Here is a 19,201-nt window from a genome sequence, read left to right as displayed (position 1 = left end):
CACCGGTGTGACGCGCATCCTGTACAGCGATTGGTACACGCAATGCTGATACGTGACGGACTATAAATTCAGTACAGGAACTTAATTATGACAATGACGCTGACCACACCGCTGATTGTGACATTTATTGTCTATATCGCCGGGATGCTGTTCATCGGCTATATGGCCTACCGCTCCACCAATAACTTCGACGACTATATTCTCGGCGGCCGCCGGATGGGCAGTTTTGTGACTGCATTATCCGCCGGTGCATCCGACATGAGCGGCTGGCTGCTGATGGGATTACCGGGTGTGGTTTTCTTCTCCGGTATTTCCGAATCCTGGATTGCCATCGGTCTGTGTATCGGTGCCTGGCTTAACTGGCGGATTGTTGCCGGTCGTCTGCGCCTTCAGACGGAAGTCAACCATGCGCTGACGCTGCCGGATTACTTTACGCAGCGTTTTGAGGATAAAAGCCGTGTTCTGCGGATTGTCTCTGCAGCCGTGATCCTGATTTTCTTCACCATTTACTGTGCTTCCGGCATCGTGGCCGGTGGTCTGCTGTTTGAAAGCACCTTCGGTATCAGTTATGAAAAAGCCATGTGGCTCGGGGCAGGGGCAACTATTGCCTATACCTTCCTCGGCGGGTTCCTGGCGGTAAGCTGGACAGATACCGTGCAGGCGACACTGATGATTTTCGCCCTGATCCTGACACCGGTTATGGTGATTGTGTCTGTCGGCGGGTTTGATACTGCACTGGCAATTATCGAAGCAAAAAGCCCGGCGTATGTGGATATGTTCCGCGGGCTGGATATTGTCGCGATTATCTCCCTGCTGGGCTGGGGATTGGGCTATTTCGGGCAGCCGCATATCCTGGCGCGCTTTATGGCGGCGGATTCTCATCACACCATCCGCAGTGCACGCCGTATCAGTATGACCTGGATGATCCTTTGCCTTGCGGGAACCATTTGTGTCGGTTTCTTCGGTATTGCCTTCTTCCAGCAGAACCCGGAACTGGCGGGCTCGGTGACTGAAAACCGCGAGCGGATTTTCATGAGCCTGACTTCTATCTTATTTAATCCGTGGATTGCCGGTATTCTGCTCTCTGCCATCCTGGCAGCGGTCATGAGTACCCTGAGCTGTCAGCTGCTGGTCAGTGCCAGTGCCCTGACGGAAGATATCTACAAACCGTTTTTCCGTAAGAATGCCTCACAGAAAGAGATGGTGCTGGTCGGGCGCATTATGGTGCTGGTGATTGCGGCGATCGCTATTTACATTGCGATGGATAAAAATAACAAAGTGCTGGGGCTGGTCAGTAACGCATGGGCCGGGTTCGGCGCAGCATTCGGGCCGGTTATCCTGTTCTCTGTTATCTGGAAGCGGATGACCCGTAACGGCGCACTGGCGGGGATGTTTACCGGCGCGGTGACGGTTCTTATCTGGATAGAATATAAGTGGTTTAATTTATATGAAATTATCCCGGGCTTTATTCTGGCCGGTATTGCTATTGTGGTGGTCAGCCTGGCAGGCCGTGAGCCGGACAAATCAGTTCAGGGACGTTTCGCTGAGGCGGAAGACCGTTACCTCGGACGGACTGAGTAACAGAGTATAAAAACAAAAATCCCGGCGTTGCCGGGATTTTTTTGTCCGCTACTTTTGTGTTTCCGCAAGGCGGTGCTTTCTGACATTCCGGTAACCGACTGCCAGCAGGATAAACCATAACGGCGTGGCAAGCAGTGCCTGACGGGTATCGCTCTCCAGTGTCAGCAATACAATTACAAAGACAAAGAAGGACAGACACACCCACGGGATCCAGCTGCCGAACGGTACTTTATAGACTGATGCGGCATGCAGCTCCGGACGACGGCGGCGGAACATAATGTAGCTGTACAGGATCATGCTCCAGATAAACATAAACAGGATAGCGGATACTGTTGTTACCAGAGTAAACACATGCATCACATCAGGGATAAAGTAGAGCAGAATCACCCCGACAGACAAACAGATGCAGGTGAAAATCAGTCCGGTGGCCGGTACTGCCTGTTTTGACAGACGGCAGAATTGTTTTGGTGCGCTGCCTTGTTTGGCTAACCCGAACAGCATCCGGCTGGTGGAAAACACACCGCTGTTTGCGGAGGATGCGGCGGCTGTCAGCACCACAAAGTTCACCAGACTCGCTGCTGCCGGAACGCCGATCATAACAAACAGTTCCACGAACGGGCTTTTATCTGCCGGAATGAAGCGCCACGGCGTGACAGACATAATAATAATCAGCGCCAGCACATAAAATGCAATAATCCGGAACGGAATAGCATTAATGGCACGTGGCAGGGATTTCACCGGGTCACGGGTTTCCGCTGCGGCAGTACCCACCAGTTCGATACCGACAAAGGCAAAAATGGCTATCTGGAACCCGGCAAAGAATCCGATTATCCCTTTCGGGAACATGCCTCCGTCGGACCAGATATTGGATAACGCCGCCTCATGCCCTTCCGGTGAAACAAAATGTGTGCCGATAAGAATGCCGCCGATAATAATCAGCGCGACAATTGCGACAATTTTTATCATGGAAAACCAGAATTCCATCTCGCCGAATAATTTAACCGTTGCCAGGTTCAGGGACAGTAACAGCAAAATACAGAGCAGCGAGCTGACCCAGCGCGGAAAATCAGGTGCCCAGTGCATGATATAGCCGGTAATGGCCACCACATCGGCAATACCGGTTATTACCCAGCAGAACCAGTATGTCCAGCCGACAAAAAAACCGGCCCACGGGCCAATCAGGTCACCGGCAAAATCACTGAACGATTTATAATTCAGGTTTGACAGCAGGATCTCGCCCATTGCCCGCATGACAAAGAATAAGACAAACCCGATGATCATATAGACAAATAATACCGAAGGGCCAGCCAGTGAAATCGTTTTACCGGAGCCCATAAATAACCCGGTGCCGATTGCTCCGCTGATGGAAATCAGCTGAATATGCCGGTTGGTTAAACTGCGTTTGAGTTCGCCGCGTGGCGGCGTGGCAGGCGTTTTTTCGTCCATAAACAAATCCGTTAAGCTAAAAAATAACCATTATTTTTATTCATTCAAAAATGGTGCTGTAAGCGAATAGTGTGACACATTTCTCAGAATGAGTAACGAGAAATTTTCCGTTAAATTCATGAGGTTGGTGCTAAATATAGTCTGCCAGCCATTGTTTCGCATTAGTTTTTTTATGGGTGAAAATAATGTCACGCTGGTTTACGAAACATCAGAAAAGGACATTTTTTGCAGTAACATTAATAAGAAAACCCAAACCGGTGGTTACGGGTCAGAATAGTATATTTTGGGGATTTTCCGGTTATACTGGTGATATATTTCAGGGGTGTTTTTTATTGCGGAATGGTATTTATGGACAAAAAAACACAGGGAACGACGATGAATTACCAGGTTGTCCCTTTTTGGATCTATTCAGGAAGAGTTGCCTTTTTTATATTACTCGCGGTGCTTACCGGTTTTTGGGGCATGAATGCATTTCTGCTTTATTTGTTATTTCACGGAATTGTCTGGCAACTGGTGGTTTCTCTCCGGTTACATACATTAAAAGAGAAGGGGCTGGTTTCCCGCAGCCATGATATCAGCCACTGGATAGTGTATGTTTACAGCATACCGGTGAAAGAAGAGCGGGCGATTTTAAAAAATCCGTGTTTTGCACTTGAACAAAATATGAAGGATTTTTTCTTCCGCCTGCTGTTACTGAAAGGTATCACTCAACTGGGTTTTATTGTGCTGTTACTGGTTCAGTATATCCGGACAGATACGGATATCGTCAGCCTGACCACCCTGTTTGCGGGATTATCCGCCATTATTATGGCAGTCATGCTTTACCGGACAGGATTGCTTATCCGTGCATTATCAGCCAATGCGTTTTATACGGAAAAACTGCAGTCAGAAAGTGGTTCTCTCTGGTATCAGCTCTGTTTTATTTCACATGGCTCAGTGAAAATGGCAGGGCTGGATAAATTACTGGCAATATAAAACGATCCCCGCAGTGCATATTATCTGCGGGGAGTTTTCCGGACTGGTATTATTCAGATGGCGGAATCGCAGGTTATTTTTTGGCAATCGCCTTATCAGCGCGCGGCTCGACGGTAATGGAATGCTCAACCTAAAAAGATTTTTACGGATTAATCTGACAGGGGCTGTCATAACAGGTTCATGCAGGATAACAGGGAATGTTCAGATAACATTATAATCTGACACTCCCTGTTATATATACCTAACCGGCAGGGATGATGTTTTTTTTCTTTGTCAGAAATTTACGTGCTATACGCCACACGAAAATATTACCGGATAATACAATATTCAGACGGAATTTGTTTTTTCCCGGTTTTCTGATTAATGTAAAATCAGATTTATGGTAGCAGAAGTCTTTGATATAAGACTTTAAATCCGGGTAAAGACCGGTAGCCAGCATGTTCCACATAAACTGAATCTGCAGGCTTAATACTTTAGCGCGGACTTTACTGAAAACGGATGATTTATCCGGTTTATTATACGTCTCAGCGATGTAAGAAAGAATTTTTTTCCAGGCATCCAGGTCACTGATGTAATCCGCCTTCTTCCATTTTTTATTCATCAGTGATTCACTGTGATAAATATAATTGTATAAATACTCTTTAATATAGGAAAAGGTGCCTTTGTTCAGACATTCAAGGATAAATAAAACATCTTCACCCACAACCATGGATGAATCAAAAAATAAATTATTCTTATCCAGAAACTCTTTTTTCAGCATTAAACAGCAGATATCAAAATAATCAAAGTTCAGAAAGTCGGTAATAACGGTATCTGTGTTGTCATAGCATACTGACTGTGTAATATGGCCGTCGGAATGTATTTTTCTGAATAAACAGTAGGCGAAATCCCGGTCATCCTGTGTGACTTTACTCACCAGTGTCCGGATAAAGTCCGGTTCATAAGTGTCATCGCTGTCCAGAAAGCAGATATAGCATCCGGAGGCCGCTTTAATACCTTCATTACGTGCGGATGAAACGCCGCCGTTCTGTTTCCGGATATACCGGATGTGATCGTGGCTGCTCATATACTCCCGGCAGACGGCGGCGGTATTATCTGACGAACCATCATCAATAATGACTATTTCGACCGACGGCCAGGTCTGTTTTATCACACTGTCCAGAGCGCGGCCGATGAATTTTTCAGCATTGTATGCCGGAATGATGACCGAGACTAAAGCGTTGCTGCTCATATAATCGACTCTTAGCATATTGCTGGTTATTCAGTCACAGGATTTTTATATGTCTGATACTGATGTAAAAATGACGCCTGCAACGAAATAAACCATTTCCGTTCTGTCCTGTCAATCTTTAATGGCGGGGACAGCATACCGGAAGTGACAGACCGGTATACTGCGTCCGGTTTGCCCGGCATTTTATAACTGAACAGTATGCGGCTGCTTACTTATTCTTGTTGAAATAAGATGAAAACGGAATCGCATAACCGTCAGTTGAAAGGATCCGATCATGCTGTTTATCCGGTTCCGCAATCGACTGGTCTAATGAATAACCAAGCAGTTCAGATAAAATATATTTGTTCATTAATCCGCTGATCCAGCTATCCTGATTGCGGTATTTTTCAATAAATTCACAGCCATAAGACGGATTCCCTGATTTATATAAAAACGGAATCAGGAATTGATCCGCGCCTTTGGAAAAACCGTGGCCTTTACCGACAATTTCTCCGTGATCGGAGGTGTAGATGAAAATATAGTCATCGGTTACTGATTCAACTTCATCATAAAGACGGCCAATCACATTATCGGTGTGACGAATGGTCAGATCATAGTCACCGGCGTCATTCAGCTGCTGCTTTTCTGTTTCTGTATAATTTGTATAAGGCATGTGGTTGCCCCATAAATGCAGAATAATAAATTTGTATTCATCTGGCTCGGCCAGCGCCTGCTTTAATAACTCAGGCAGTTTCATGTCATTGTTTTCTTCCACAATAACAGTATTATTCCGCCGGGCAAGATAGCCATATTTTGAACCGTTAACGCCGACCAGAGACTGAGCGCCCAGCCAGTAAGTTTTGTATCCCTGATCCTGTGCTATTTCAATAACCGATTTCTGACGGAATAAATTTTCTTCGCTTTCCGGTGTGTAAAATGAAAGTGACAATGAAATGGAATCCCGTGTTATCGGGGAGGATGAATGCACTTTGTCTGTCACGCAGGCCTTGTCACCCTGAAAAATGCGTTCCATTTCCGGTGTTGTTTCTTTGGAATACCCGTAGATATGATATCTGGACGGAGATGATGATTCTCCGATGATAAAGATGATGAGTTTATTCTGTGGTTTTCCGGCAGACGCCAGCACCCGGTTTGGTTTCCGGTCAGGATAATTTTCCGTATACTTGTCATGGCTGAGAGCAACGGAGGAAACATACATAATATTTCCGGCGACAACAGGAAATTTCTCGCGGAGATACGTCCCCAGTTCATAAGGGTCTTCGCTGAAATTAATGGATAAATTACGGTATTCCGGGATGACTTCACGGAGCAGGGAAATCATCAGAAAGCCGAAAATGAACACCGGTGATAATGTAAACCAGCGGGGAAGGCGGAGTCTTTTTCTCCGGAAGCAGATAAAAATTAATACGCTTATGCACAGGGCAGGCAATATGATGGAATATAAATAGTGCCCCAGCATCAGTGTTGCTTCAGAATTATTTGTTTCCAGTGCTGAATCGAGAACACCGGCAGAAATTCGTTCGTGGAATTCGGTGAAATAACCGACTTCCAGTGAAAAAATCAGTGTAATAATAAATCCTGCAACGGCAGGCAGCCAGTGTTTACAGTTCAGAAGAATAATGGTGCATAAAACCAAAAACAGGGTGGCTAAATGCGGGCCGGTTGAATCACGCTGATACAAGAATGTATTGGTGAGATAACTCAACAGTATGGCAGCGACAAATAACAGCGGGTATTTATATTTTTTCAGCATCAGGTCAAAGATCAATATTCGGAATAGGATTAAGTTTTTTCAGCACTAAATGCTAAAGGATATTTGACGGGAATACAATGGCTGTAAAAATAGTGTTCTTCATATTTTATTAATCAAATAATTTTTTATTAAAATCTTCCATAAAAAATTTATGTTGTCAGTATCATAAAGGGAAGTTATTGATGTTTTTTTATATCACCCGGCTGGATTAGAACAGTTTAAAGTGTTATAGCGAAACTGGTCATTAAACTTATTCCTGCTGCAAAAAGGCTAAATTCAGGTTGTTTTCCCGGAAATTATCGCCGATCCTTTCTGCTATTACGCACTGACGCCGGCCGGAATACGGGCTATTCAGTCAGGGCAGCCAACCGAAGGAGGTATTATGTGGAATATACACCCGACACGCAGTCGCTATGCATTACTGGCTCAGTATCTGTCGCCGCTGGATGCCAGGATTGAAGCCGGATTGCTGGAATCCGAAGGGATTGAGGTGATGCTGCTGGATGAAAATATTGTCTGGAATAACCAGATGTATGCTCAGGCTGTCGGCGGTGTGAAGTTGCTGGTTAATCAGGATGAGTTAACCAGAGCACAGGAGATTCTGGCGGATTATCATCACGGGGATTTCGGGATTAATGAGGAAGGGGAACCGGCGGCGGCTGAGCCGGAACCGGTGACTGAAAACAGTAAAGAAGATTATGTCAATATAGGGTTTGTGTTTCTTATTTTCCTGACGCTCGGCCTGGCTATTCCGTTTAAGGCGCTGCATCATCGCCTGAAAGAGAAAACAAAATAATGCCCGGATGACGGGAAACCCGCCATCCGGCAGAAACATCAGTGGTCGACAAACACAAACTTCAGCACAAACAGCAGGGCAACCAGAATCACACACGGATTCAGCTCTTTCCAGCGCCCGGTCCCCAGCTTCATCACAGAGTAAGAGATAAAACCAAGCGCAATACCGTCTGTGATGGAGAAACTGAACGGCATCATAATCGCGGTGATAAAGGCAGGTACCGCGTCAGTCAGGTCATTCCAGTTTACCCGTGCCAGGCTCGACGTCATCAGCACCCCGACATAAATCAGCGCACCGGCAACCGCATAGGCTGGCACCATTCCGGCCAGCGGGGAGAGAAAAATCACCAGCAGGAACAGGATCCCGACCACCACGGCGGTAAGCCCGGTCCGGCCGCCGACAGAAACCCCTGAGGTACTTTCAATATACGCGGTGACAGATGATGTGCCGATAAACCCGCCGATCACGGAGCTGACACTGTCCACATACAAGGCTTTCTGCATATTCGGGAATTTACCGTCTTTATCTGCCAGTCCGGCTTTATCGGTTACCCCGATAAGGGTACCCGATGAGTCAAACAGGTTAACCAGCATAAACGAGAAAATAATCCCTGACAGCCCGATATTAAAGGCACCGGCCACATCCACTTTACCCAGCACGCTGGTAACATCCGGCGGCATGGAGAAAATACCGTTATAGGTGACATCCCCCAGCCACCAGCCAATCAGTGTAGTAACCACAATGGAGATCAGCACCGCTGCGTGAATACCGCGGGAGGCCAGAATCGTGATAATAAAAAAGCCCAGTGCGCCGAGCCAGACGGAGTGGGCGGTCAGATCTCCCATGGAAACCAGCGTGGCCGGATTCGCCACAACCAGGCCGATATTTTTCAGCCCCATCATAGCGATAAACAGCCCGATACCACTGGTGATCCCCACCCGCAGACTCAGCGGGATATTGGCTATCATCCAGTAGCGGATGCGGAAGACCGTCAGCAGCAGCATGCCGAGTGCACCCCAGAAGATAGCCCCCATCCCTATTTGCCAGGAGTAACCCATGGCGCTGACCACACCGAAAGCAAAAAAGGCGTTCAGCCCCATTGCCGGTGCCAGTGCGACCGGCAGATTTGCCAGACAGCCCATCAGAATACAGCCAAATGCCGCAATCAGACAGGTGGTGACGAAGACAGCCTGTGTATCCATCCCGGCAGCGCCGAGGATTTGCGGGTTAACAAAAATGATATACACCATGGTAAGAAAGGTGGTTATACCGGCGATAACTTCGGTTCGTGCCGTGGTACCGTGTGCCTGTAAACGGAATAAACGTCCCAGTACACCTGTTTCCCGGATGGTTTCCGGTGTTTGACTATCCATTTTATGCTCCTGTCTCCCGGGGAAAAGATAACTGGTCTGATAAATGCATAATCAATGCCAGCATCGTAATGACATTCCGTGAGAAACCGTAATCATCCGGTTGTGTCGCAATAATTTGTAACAATTGCGGCGGGGATCACCTTTATTCCGGTACACCTCACAGGACAGAGAGAACACCGCGAATTCGCATTATCAATGTGAGAGAAAAACAGGGGACAGTGATGAACAGTGAGAAAAATAAGCGCACCTGCACGCGCAGCCGCGAAGAAATGACAACACTCCTCGCCGTGGCCCGCAGTGAGGCACCGGCGGATTATCGTATTGATAATGTCCGGATTCTGGATCTGATTAACGGTGGTGAATTTCCGGGCCCGGTAGTGATAAGCGGAAATGCCATTGCCGGTGTCGGTACGGTATATAAGGATGCACCGGCGCATCAGGTCATCGACGGTAAAAATGCGGTGGTCGTACCCGGATTTATTGACGCACATCTGCATATTGAATCCGGCATGATGACCCCGGTCACCTTTGAGAGTGCCACGCTGCCGCTGGGAGTCACGACCATTGTGTGTGATCCGCATGAAATCGTGAACGTCATGGGCGAAGAGGGAATTGAATGGTTTCTGCGCTGCGCGGAACAGGCACAGCAGAATCAGTTTGTTCAGGTGAGTTCCTGTGTACCGGCATTACCGGGCAGTGATGTGAACGGCGCGGATTTCCCGCTGACAGAGATGCTGAAATACAAGGATCATTCCCATGTGCTGGGACTGGCGGAGATGATGAATTTCCCGGCGGTGATTGCCGGTGAGGCAGAAACGCTGGATAAACTGGATGCATTCCGCGATATGACGCTGGATGGTCACTGCCCGATGGTCACCGGGAAAGATCTCAACGGCTATATTGCCGGGGGGATTGAAAACTGTCACGAATCGCACCGTTATGAGGAAGGGCTGGAAAAACTGGCACTGGGAATGGCGCTGATGATCCGCGAAGGGTCGGCGGCACGGAATCTGGATGCACTGGCACCGCTTATCACCGCGATGAGCAGCCCGCAGTGTCTGTTATGCACCGATGACCGCAATCCGTGGGAAATCATTCACGAGGGGCATATGAATGCGCTGGTGTATCGTCTGATCAATCAGCATCAGATTCCGGTACATATTGCTTACCGTGTTGCCAGCTGGTCTGCCGCCCGGCATTTCGGGCTGAAAAACCTCGGGCTGGTGGCGCCGGGTAAACAGGCGGATCTGGTTCTGCTGCGGGACGAGAAAACAGTCGATATTCAGGCGGTTATGTGCGGCGGGCGCTGGGTGGATAAAGCGGCGCTGCTGCGTGAGCGGAAGGCTAAACAGGCAGCATCACGTCCGCCAATGCAGAATACTGTCCGCCGTCAGGCCGTGACAGCACAATCTCTTGCTTTTGTGCCGGTTGCCGGTCATGAGTACCGTGCTATCAGTGTGATCCCGAATGAACTGATCACCTGTGAGCAGCGGGTCAGCTGGGACGGACACCGCTATGACCGTGATAATATCTGCTCGCTTGCGGTGATTGAGCGCTATGGCCGCCAGACACCACCGGCAACCGCATTGCTGCACAATTTCGGTCTGACGCGCGGGGCCCTGGCGTCAACGGTCAGCCACGACAGCCATAATATTGTTGTCGCCGGTATTGATCCGATGGATATGGCGCTGGCGGTGAATCAGCTGATTGCTGGTGGCGGCGGGATGTGTGTGGTTGCGGACGGGCGGGTGCTGAGCCATGCGACACTGCCGATTGCCGGGCTGATGAGTGATAAAACGGCGGATGAAATCGCCGCTGAAATTGAATCGCTGAAAGCAGCCTGCCGCGATTGCGGGGTGATGCTGGATGAGCCGTTTATTCAGATGGCATTCCTGTCTCTGCCGGTGATCCCGACACTGAAACTCACCAGTCTCGGGTTATATGATGTGAACAAATTTGTTTTTACGCACAGTGAGTTAACCGCATAAACAGAAAAGGACAGAGACGTTTTGTCTCTGTCCTTAGTCACTATTCACTGCAGCGAAAACTACAGCACGCGGCTGAGAAACGCGGCGGTACGCGGGTTTTGCGGGTGATTAAATATCTGCTCCGGTGTGCCGGACTCCTGGATGATCCCCTGGTCGATAAAAAAGACGCGGTCTGCCACTTCGCGGGCAAAATTCATCTCATGGGTCACAATCACCATTGTCATACCCTCATGGGCCAGCGCTTTCATCACATTCAGTACTTCACCGACCAGCTCCGGATCGAGCGCGGAAGTCGGTTCATCGAACAGCAGCACCGTCGGATCCATCGCCAGGGCACGGGCAATGGCCACGCGCTGCTGCTGACCGCCGGATAAACTCTCCGGCCAGGCATCAATTTTGTCCGGCAGCCCGACTTTTTCCAGTAACCGTTCCGCTTTAAGCAGCGCATCGGCTTTTTTCAGCCCGGACACCATCAGTGGCGCCATGGTAATGTTATCCAGCACCGTCATATGCGGAAACAAATTGAAGCGCTGGAATACCATACCGGTATGTTCGCGCATTTTGTTCAGATCTGTTTTCGGATCACACACATCGGTGCCGTTTACCACAATCTCACCGGAATCCGGGCGTTCCAGGGCATTCAGGCAGCGCAGAAAGGTACTTTTTCCGGAGCCGGACGGCCCTATCACACAGACAACTTCCTGCGGACGGATATCACAGCTGATACCGCGCAGCACATGAGTATTGCCGAATTTTTTCTGTAAATTATTAACGTGAATCACTTCTGCTCAACCTTCTTTCGGTGTATTGAACCAGCTGCGCCAGCAGGAATGTCAGCATCCAGTAAATAACGGAGATGACCAGGTACGGCTCCCAGTAAGTTGCATACGCGCCGGATACTGTCCGCGCGGCATATGCCAGGTCGGCAAGGCCGATAGCAGAGGCCAGGGAGGAATCTTTGACAATCGCGATCGCATTGTTACCCAGCGGCGGCAGAATACGGCGGAAAGCCTGCGGCAGGATCACCTTACGCATGGTTTTTCCCCAGCTCATACCCAGTGCGCGGGAGGCTTCTGTCTGACCGCGATCGACGGACTGGATCCCGGCGCGGAAAATCTCGGAAACATACGCCCCGGCATTGAGTGTGATAGCAACAATACAGGAGAGAAATGCGCCGTATTCGGAACGCAGCATTCTGGCCGTATCAGAGGTAATAATACCGCTGGTGACCATCAGGCCGTCACGCGGGTTGATAAACAGCGGCACCAGTGCGAAGTGAACCACCATGATCTGCACAAACAGCGGCGTGCCACGAAATGCACTGACATAAAACCGTACCGGATACTGCACAAAGAACAGCAGCAGCCATTTTGCCGGGCCGCGTTCGGCACGGGCTGTCCGGCCGAGGCCGAGCGTCAGTCCCCAGAGAGTCCCCAGGATGACACAGATAATGGTACATTTTATTGTCATCAGCGCCCCGTCCATAAATAACGGAGCGTATTCTTCTATAATTTCCCAGCGGAAAGCTGACATAACATCCATCCTGAAAAAACAGATCAAACCCGCCGCAGGAGCGGGTTTTTAATCAGATAAATAATGAATTACTGCGCGGGCAGGGAAGGTACGTCGTTATCGAACCATTTCTGATAGATTTTGGCGTAAGTACCGTCGGCAATAATTTTTGCCAGACCACGGTTAATTTTTTCCTGTAATTCCGTATTACCTTTAGCGACGGCAATGCCGAAATACTGTTTTTCAAAATGATTGTCGTAAATCAGTTTAAATTTCTTGTCCGGATGGGTTTTAATATAAAACTTCACCACACCGACATCACCGACCGCCGCATCCACGCCGTCTTCATATAATTCCTGTAACAGCAGCGGAGTATTATCAAAGCGTTTGATGGCGGTGCTGGTTTTGCCGAGCACATCAGAAACCACAATATCCCCGGTGCTGGAGTTCACCACACCGACATTATATTTACTCAGTTCAGATAACGCGCTGATTGGTGAATTTTCATTCACCACAATTGCCTGTTCTGCCGGGAAATACGGGGCGGAGAAATCCACCATCTGTTTGCGTTTATCGGTGATGGTAATACCGGAAATTAAAATATCGCGATCCCCGGCGGACAGTGTGGCGAAAATACCTTCCCACGGCGTGTTGATTAATTTGACGTCAAAATCTTCGGCGGCAGCAACCGCTTTGATAATATCGATATCAAACCCTTCGAGTTGTTTTTCACTGTTTTCAAATTCAAACGGGCGATAGGTACCGCCTGCACCGACCACATAGGTTTCTTTGGCCTGGCTTACCCCGGTGAATGCTAATAATGATAAACAGCCTGCAAAGACTAATTTTTTAAACATGACAACCTCATTTTTATGCGTGATTTTTAATTAAAAATACATAAATATTCATTTAATGGCAATAACTATTTAAAAATAAGCAAGGCAGCAGCAGATGATCAGCCTGCGGAACAAAGCAGGCAGAGTCTTATACGGGAAAGTGAGCAAAACAGAGCGGATGTGGCGAAACGTGCGGAGGTATACGGTTCAGAATACACCGGCTGACATTACCGGTGTGGTGCGTCACGGGTGAACCGCATCATTCCCCAGTAGCTGTTATGTGTTTTTTCTGTCATCTGCCAGCCGGATTGTTCCAGTGCAGGGCGCAGGGCGTGATTGATAATCCGGTGCGCCATGACCAGTACAGCGCCATGTTCCTGTGCATAGTCTGAGAGGATTTGTGCGGCACATTGTGCCCGTCCGCGTACCTGTGCCACAGAGGGAACAGATTTTCCGCCACCCGCCAGCCACAGCAGCCGGAATGCGGTTACCCACCACATCGGCGGCAGTTTTACCGGCATCAGCAGTGCAGGAGAGAACAGGGGAAGTACTGCTTCATGCAGTTCATCAACAATGGCGCGGGGTGTGATCCCGAGAATGGCCAGGGATGCCGTGGTACGAAACAGCGGACTGGCTACCGGGAAATAACGGGACAATTCTTCAGCGGACAGCGATAAAGGCGGAGCGGCCGGCGGGATAATTCCGCCCGCATCATATTCCGCCAGCCAGGCACAGAGGTTGCGCAGGGCCAGCGGTGTTTTTCTGTCCGGCACCGGTTCACCGTGGCGGATCAGCAGAATTTCCTGAATCATCAGGTATAAAAATATTTCAGCACATGGAAGAAAACCGGGGCTGCGAAGCAGAGGGAATCCAGTCTGTCCATCATGCCGCCGTGACCCTCAATCATGGCACCGAAATCTTTGATCCCGCTGTCCCGCTTGATGGCGGACATACACAACCCGCCCGCGAAACCGGCCAGGCAAATCAACAGTGAGAGCAGGAATGCCGCCCACGGGCTGAACGGTGTGGCCCACCACAGTGCCATACCGACACAGCTCGCACTGAGGATCCCGCCGATAAAGCCTTCAACGGTTTTGTTCGGGCTGAGTTTCGGTACAATCGGGCGTTTGCCGAACAGTTTACCGAACACATATTGCAGCACGTCAGAAATCTGAACCACGATCATCAGAAACAGCAGCAGGTTGATATTATCCGTGAAATCCGGAATCGGCAGTACCAGCAGTGCAGGAGCATAACTGAGGGAGTAAACCGCAATCATCACACTCCACTGGATTTTTGCCATGCGCTCCAGGAAGTGGCGGGTGTCGCCGGAGAGCACCATGCGGGTCGGGATAAACAGGAACGCATAGACGGGGATAAAGACCGCCAGCAGGTTATACCACTGAACACCGACCAGCACATACTGTACCGGCAGAATGATAAAGAAGCACCAGAACAGGGCACCGTGGTCGGCGCGGTGTGTCGGCGTCAGAGTGATAAACTCACGCAGTGCAAGCAGGGACATAAAAGCAAACAGCACCACAGAGCCGATGGGCCCGATGCTGATAGCCACGGCGGCGATAATACACATCAGCCACCAGGCGCGGATACGGGCATTCAGGTTACTGATAACCGAGGTGTTTCCCTTAACCTGCTTCAGGATCAGGCCGATAACCGTTGCCACCGCCAGGAACCCGAACAGCCCGCTGAAGATCCAGAATAATTCATTATCTTTCATTATGTATTGCCTCTAACGCCTGGCGGGTCCGCACTAAAAAGTCCGCTTTGCTCTCTTCTTCCCCGGCCGGTTCAACCGGAGCGCCGAATGTGGCAGTGCAGATAATCGGCACAACCAGCCGCGAGCCTTTCGGCAGGACGCGGTTGAGGTTTTCCAGATAGACCGGCACCAGCACCGCATCCGGATTATTGCGGGATAAATGCCAGAGCCCGGCTTTGAAATCCTGAATCTTTTCACCGTCGCCGCGTGTGCCTTCCGGGAACAAAATCAGGGAATCCCCGGTATCGAGAACACTCTGCATCACATCCAGCGGATTCTCCGCCGGCGTGGCCTCCTGTTGTTCATCCTCTGTTGCAGGCTCGATTTTTTTACCGCGTGCAATCAGCACCGCACCAAAAATACGTTTGGCAATATAACGGCGGAACCCGGTTTTATCCCAGTAATCCTGCGCCGCCACCGGGTGAACGCGTTTTCGCGCCGCGCCGGTCAGGCAGGACCAGATCACCAGTCCGTCAAGGTGACTGGAGTGGTTGGCATAGTAAATACAGGGGTTACCTTCCGGCAGCGGGGCGTTCTGCTTTGCGCGGATCCCGGTCAGAAACCGGCATACCGACACCAGCAGCGCCGAGACAATTTTTTGATCCGGCGAAAACGTTTTACGGGTCATCCTTTATTATCCTTACGTAAATCAGCCATCAGTATGCGGGTACGGCGCACGGCGGTCCAGAGTGCGCCGAGGGTAATCACCCACAGTATGATAAGAAACAGCCACTGAGCCTGATACAGCGGGAGAAAACAGGCGGCAACGGCACCGGCGGTCAGCAGCGCCATCCGGTGCTGTTTGGCCATCGGGCCGGAAAATTTCTGCGGCTGCTCACAACTGCCGCCGAGCACCCGGACATAGGCGGTCATCACTGCCATCAGCGCCGCCGCCCAGCCGAGCTGCGGGGCATAAGCGATAAAACCGGCCAGTCCGTAACCGGCACCGATGAGGATCAGGCTGTCCGAAACGCGATCCGGCAAATCGTTAAATACGGCACCAACAGGGCTGCGCAGGCCGCCTTCGACCGCCACCATACCGTCAAGCAGATTACAGATAAGCCGTCCCTGTACCATCAGTGCGGCCAGCAGAAACAGGATGATACGCAGTACGGTGAGCTCGCTGTTCAGAGCACCGTAAAAGGCGGCAGCGGCAAATAATGCACAGACTGAACTGGCGACAGAGATACCGTTAGGGGTTGCACCGCGCTGTTGCAGCAGACGGGCGGCTGAGGTCGCCCAGCGGGTCTGCCGGGCTTTGATCGGACGTCGGTCCCTGATTTCTTCTGATTCCATATCCTTTCCGTCATGTGAAAATTAATCTGTTGATAATATAAGGTTTCGTAACTTATTAATAATAGTAGTGCAGCAAAATTGCCAAATATTTCTTTACACCACGGCAGGTGAGGATAACGGTATATCTTAGCTGAAAAGTGACTAAGGAAAGCCGCCGCCCTTATGGCAGGATAACAGCATAACCAGGCAGACTATTATTGAGGTGATTATGTCAGAACATGCACGCCGTCCTTTGCGGACAGAAACCCGGCTGACGCAGAGCGGCCGTAACCCCGCATTACAGCACGGATTTGTGAATACCCCGGTATACCGCGGCTCGACGGTGGTCTTCCCGACGTATGATGCCCTGATCAACCGCCGTGCTGAATTTCATTACGGCACTGACGGCACTCCGACGATCGCGGCACTGGAGAATGCCTGGAGTGAACTGACCGGTGCGGCGGGTACGGTGTTATCCCCCAGCGGACTGGGCGCGGTGACACTGGCGCTGCTGACCACTCTGAAAAGCGGCGATCATCTGCTGATGACCGATTCTGTTTATCACCCGACCCGGCAGTTATGCGGCGGTCTGCTGGCAAAGATGGGCATTACCACCACTTATTATGATCCGCTGATCGGCGCGGGGATTGAATCGCTTATCCGCCCGGAAACAACCGTGATTTTCCTTGAATCCCCCGGCTCCCAGACGTTCGAGGTGCAGGATGTTCCGGCGATCACTGCCGTGGCGAAACGCCATCATGTGACAACCGTTATTGATAACACCTGGGCGACCCCGCTCTTTTTCCGCGCTCATGAACACGGCTGTGATATCTCCCTTGAAGCCGGTACCAAATACCCCGGAGGTCATTCGGATGTGCTGATGGGACTGGTTTCCGCTAATGCACAGTGGTGGCCGGAATTGCGCAAAACCTATGATCAGATGGCGATGCTGCCGGGCGCTGAGGATTGTTTCCTTGTGCTGCGCGGTCTGCGCACTCTGCATATCCGCCTGAAGGAAGCACAGCACCGGGCGCTGAAAGTCGCGGAGTGGCTGCAGTCCCGCCCGGAAGTCAGCAAAGTGCTGCATCCTGCCTTCCCGGAATGTCCGGGGCATGAGATCTGGAAGCGGGATTTCACCGGCTCTTCCGGCCTGTTCTCGCTGGTTCTGAATGCGGAATACACCACAGACGACCTGGCGGCCATGCTCGACGGGCTGGATATTTTCGCGATGGGCTATTCCTGGGGTGGGTTTGAAAGCCTGATAGTGCCGTTTGACTGTAGCCGTTACCGGACGGTTACTGACTGGCAGCCGGGCGGACTGACACTGCGTCTGCAAATCGGCCTGGAAGATACGGAGGATTTGATTGCGGATTTGACCGCCGGATTTGAACGGCTGAATGCCGCACACGGACAAAAAAAATAAGCCCGGAAATCCGGGCTTGCTTTCAGAACAATGGTATTAAATGTTCGGCAGATAACCGGCGCTTTTGATGAACTCGATAGAGATCACCAGCAGGCCGAACAGGAAGATAAAGATCAGCACACCGTTTCCGCCTGCAACACGGTAAGCACCGGCTTTCGGGTTCTGCCGTACTTTCCATGCTAATAATGACGGCAGGATCAGCGCCAGGAAGGAGAGCGCCATTGCGGCATACGCCAGCGCACCGGTGAAGCTTTTGTAGTACAGGGCGCAAATCAGCGGCAGGGCAAAGGTCAGGATCCCGGTTTGCGTACGGCCGAAGGCGGAATTTTTGCGGCGGAACAGGTCGGCCAGGTAATCAAATAACCCCAGCGCCACACCCAGGAATGAGGTAGCCAGTGCCAGATCCATAAACAGGCTGACCGCGATATCCACATATTTATTGGCCACGGTCTCACTGAGCGCCGTCAGTAAGCCGTCCAGGCCGGATTTCTGCGCCAGAATACCAAAGAAGGTATCGGACGGGATCGCGCCGAGGGTCGCAACCTGCCACAGCAGATACGCCACCAGCGGAATAGCACTACCAGTGAGGAAAATAAAGCGCAGCTTTTTGCTGTCGCCGTTCATGTAATTCACCAGGCTCGGCACACTGCCGTGGAAACCAAAAGAGGTAAACACCAGCGGGATAGCAGAAAGCACCAGTCCGTTCTGAATCGGCATGCTGACAAGGTTGGTCATATTCACATGCGGCATCATGACGGCGAGCATGATGATCAGGAAGATAATTTTACCGGTGAACAGGATACGGTTGATAAAATCAACCGAGTGCGTCCCGACACACACTACCAGGCCGCCAACGAGGGTGAAGATAATGGTCGCCGTACCCGGTGTAACAGATATTTGCCACCAGCTTTGCAGGCTGGCGGAGATCATTTCCCCGGCTCCGCCGATATAGGCAGTGGTCAGGGCATACATCAGCAACAACATGCTGAAGCCGGTCAGGAGCTGACCCGGTAATCCGAGGTATTGACGGGCGACGCTGCCTAAGCCGGTATCCGGTGAGCTGTACTGATACACTTCAACCATCAGCAGTGCGGTGTAGCTCATGATAGCCCAGAGGCCGATCAGAATGACAGCAATGACCGGAAATCCGATCCCTGCGGCAGCCAGCGGCATTGCCAGCATACCGGCACCGATCGTTGTTCCCGCAACAATCAGAACACTGCCGAGTGTACGAT

At 50.6% G+C, this 19,201-nt stretch carries 17 protein-coding genes; 5 read left to right on the top strand and 12 right to left on the bottom strand.

The window, feature by feature from the left end; translation table 11 throughout:
* Positions 1–93: 93 nt before the first annotated feature.
* Entirely contained in the window at positions 94–1,581 is a 1,488-nt protein-coding gene (gene putP, locus X965_RS13415) for a sodium/proline symporter PutP (protein ID WP_032098801.1), read from the top strand.
* 48 nt (positions 1,582–1,629) lie between these two features.
* On the opposite strand, the gene cycA is transcribed toward putP, so the two are convergent.
* Complete coding sequence (gene cycA, locus X965_RS13410; protein ID WP_036418421.1) at positions 1,630–3,027, bottom strand: D-serine/D-alanine/glycine transporter; 1,398 nt, start codon at positions 3,025–3,027, stop codon at positions 1,630–1,632.
* 462 nt (positions 3,028–3,489) lie between these two features.
* Here cycA and X965_RS13405 point away from each other — a divergent pair, with 462 nt between their 5' ends.
* Entirely contained in the window at positions 3,490–4,002 is a 513-nt protein-coding gene (locus tag X965_RS13405; RefSeq protein ID WP_241007032.1) for a hypothetical protein, read from the top strand.
* A 241-nt stretch (positions 4,003–4,243) separates the two neighbouring features.
* Here the strand turns inward: X965_RS13405 and X965_RS13400 are convergent, their stop codons facing one another.
* A complete protein-coding gene (locus X965_RS13400; protein WP_036418420.1) occupies positions 4,244–5,233 on the bottom strand; it encodes a glycosyltransferase family A protein in 990 nt (329 codons plus the stop codon).
* A gap of 208 nt (positions 5,234–5,441) precedes the next feature.
* Positions 5,442–6,986, bottom strand: a complete 1,545-nt coding sequence (locus X965_RS13395) for a phosphoethanolamine transferase (protein WP_056347284.1) — start codon at positions 6,984–6,986, stop codon at positions 5,442–5,444.
* A 382-nt stretch (positions 6,987–7,368) separates the two neighbouring features.
* Here X965_RS13395 and X965_RS13390 point away from each other — a divergent pair, with 382 nt between their 5' ends.
* A complete protein-coding gene (locus tag X965_RS13390; RefSeq protein WP_004236783.1) occupies positions 7,369–7,782 on the top strand; it encodes a putative signal transducing protein in 414 nt (137 codons plus the stop codon).
* A gap of 38 nt (positions 7,783–7,820) precedes the next feature.
* On the opposite strand, the gene X965_RS13385 is transcribed toward X965_RS13390, so the two are convergent.
* On the bottom strand, positions 7,821–9,155 hold the full coding sequence (locus X965_RS13385; RefSeq protein WP_004236782.1) for an NCS2 family permease: 1,335 nt from the start codon (positions 9,153–9,155) through the stop codon (positions 7,821–7,823).
* Positions 9,156–9,376: 221 nt separating this feature from the next.
* Here X965_RS13385 and adeD point away from each other — a divergent pair, with 221 nt between their 5' ends.
* On the top strand, positions 9,377–11,143 hold the full coding sequence (gene adeD, locus X965_RS13380; protein ID WP_036418419.1) for an adenine deaminase: 1,767 nt from the start codon (positions 9,377–9,379) through the stop codon (positions 11,141–11,143).
* A 59-nt stretch (positions 11,144–11,202) separates the two neighbouring features.
* Here adeD and X965_RS13375 read toward each other — a convergent pair whose 3' ends face one another.
* The 7 genes from X965_RS13375 to X965_RS13345 form a co-directional block, all read right to left on the bottom strand.
* Complete coding sequence (locus X965_RS13375) at positions 11,203–11,925, bottom strand: amino acid ABC transporter ATP-binding protein (RefSeq protein WP_004240079.1); 723 nt, start codon at positions 11,923–11,925, stop codon at positions 11,203–11,205.
* Entirely contained in the window at positions 11,912–12,676 is a 765-nt protein-coding gene (locus X965_RS13370) for an amino acid ABC transporter permease (protein WP_004240080.1), read from the bottom strand. The genes X965_RS13375 and X965_RS13370 overlap by 14 nt, the downstream gene beginning before the upstream one ends.
* A gap of 68 nt (positions 12,677–12,744) precedes the next feature.
* Positions 12,745–13,512, bottom strand: a complete 768-nt coding sequence (locus X965_RS13365; RefSeq protein ID WP_024473826.1) for a basic amino acid ABC transporter substrate-binding protein — start codon at positions 13,510–13,512, stop codon at positions 12,745–12,747.
* Between the two features lie 206 nt (positions 13,513–13,718).
* Positions 13,719–14,303, bottom strand: coding sequence for a hypothetical protein (locus X965_RS13360; protein ID WP_032098778.1), 585 nt, complete (start codon positions 14,301–14,303; stop codon positions 13,719–13,721).
* Positions 14,303–15,229: a phosphatidate cytidylyltransferase gene (locus X965_RS13355; protein ID WP_036418417.1), complete on the bottom strand. Its 927-nt coding sequence runs from the start codon at positions 15,227–15,229 to the stop codon at positions 14,303–14,305. Before X965_RS13355 ends, X965_RS13360 begins: the two co-directional genes overlap by 1 nt.
* Positions 15,219–15,896 (bottom strand): 1-acyl-sn-glycerol-3-phosphate acyltransferase, encoded by a 678-nt coding sequence (locus X965_RS13350; protein WP_036418414.1) that lies wholly within the window; start codon positions 15,894–15,896, stop codon positions 15,219–15,221. Before X965_RS13350 ends, X965_RS13355 begins: the two co-directional genes overlap by 11 nt.
* Positions 15,893–16,564 (bottom strand): CDP-alcohol phosphatidyltransferase family protein, encoded by a 672-nt coding sequence (locus X965_RS13345; RefSeq protein ID WP_004236773.1) that lies wholly within the window; start codon positions 16,562–16,564, stop codon positions 15,893–15,895. The genes X965_RS13350 and X965_RS13345 overlap by 4 nt, the downstream gene beginning before the upstream one ends.
* A gap of 208 nt (positions 16,565–16,772) precedes the next feature.
* Here X965_RS13345 and metC point away from each other — a divergent pair, with 208 nt between their 5' ends.
* A complete protein-coding gene (gene metC, locus X965_RS13340; RefSeq protein ID WP_004236772.1) occupies positions 16,773–17,966 on the top strand; it encodes a cystathionine beta-lyase in 1,194 nt (397 codons plus the stop codon).
* A 36-nt stretch (positions 17,967–18,002) separates the two neighbouring features.
* Here the strand turns inward: metC and tyrP are convergent, their stop codons facing one another.
* Positions 18,003–19,148 carry a tyrosine transporter TyrP gene (gene tyrP, locus X965_RS13335; protein WP_247711739.1) on the bottom strand — a complete coding sequence of 382 codons (1,146 nt, stop codon included), beginning with the start codon at positions 19,146–19,148 and terminating at the stop codon, positions 18,003–18,005.
* Positions 19,149–19,201: the final 53 nt, after the last annotated feature.

This window comes from Morganella sp. EGD-HP17 (assembly GCF_000512315.2).
Taxonomy (GTDB): Bacteria; Pseudomonadota; Gammaproteobacteria; order Enterobacterales; family Enterobacteriaceae; genus Morganella; species Morganella morganii.
Note: the sequence above shows the minus strand (reverse complement) of the source record. Positions and strands in the feature narration are given on the sequence as shown.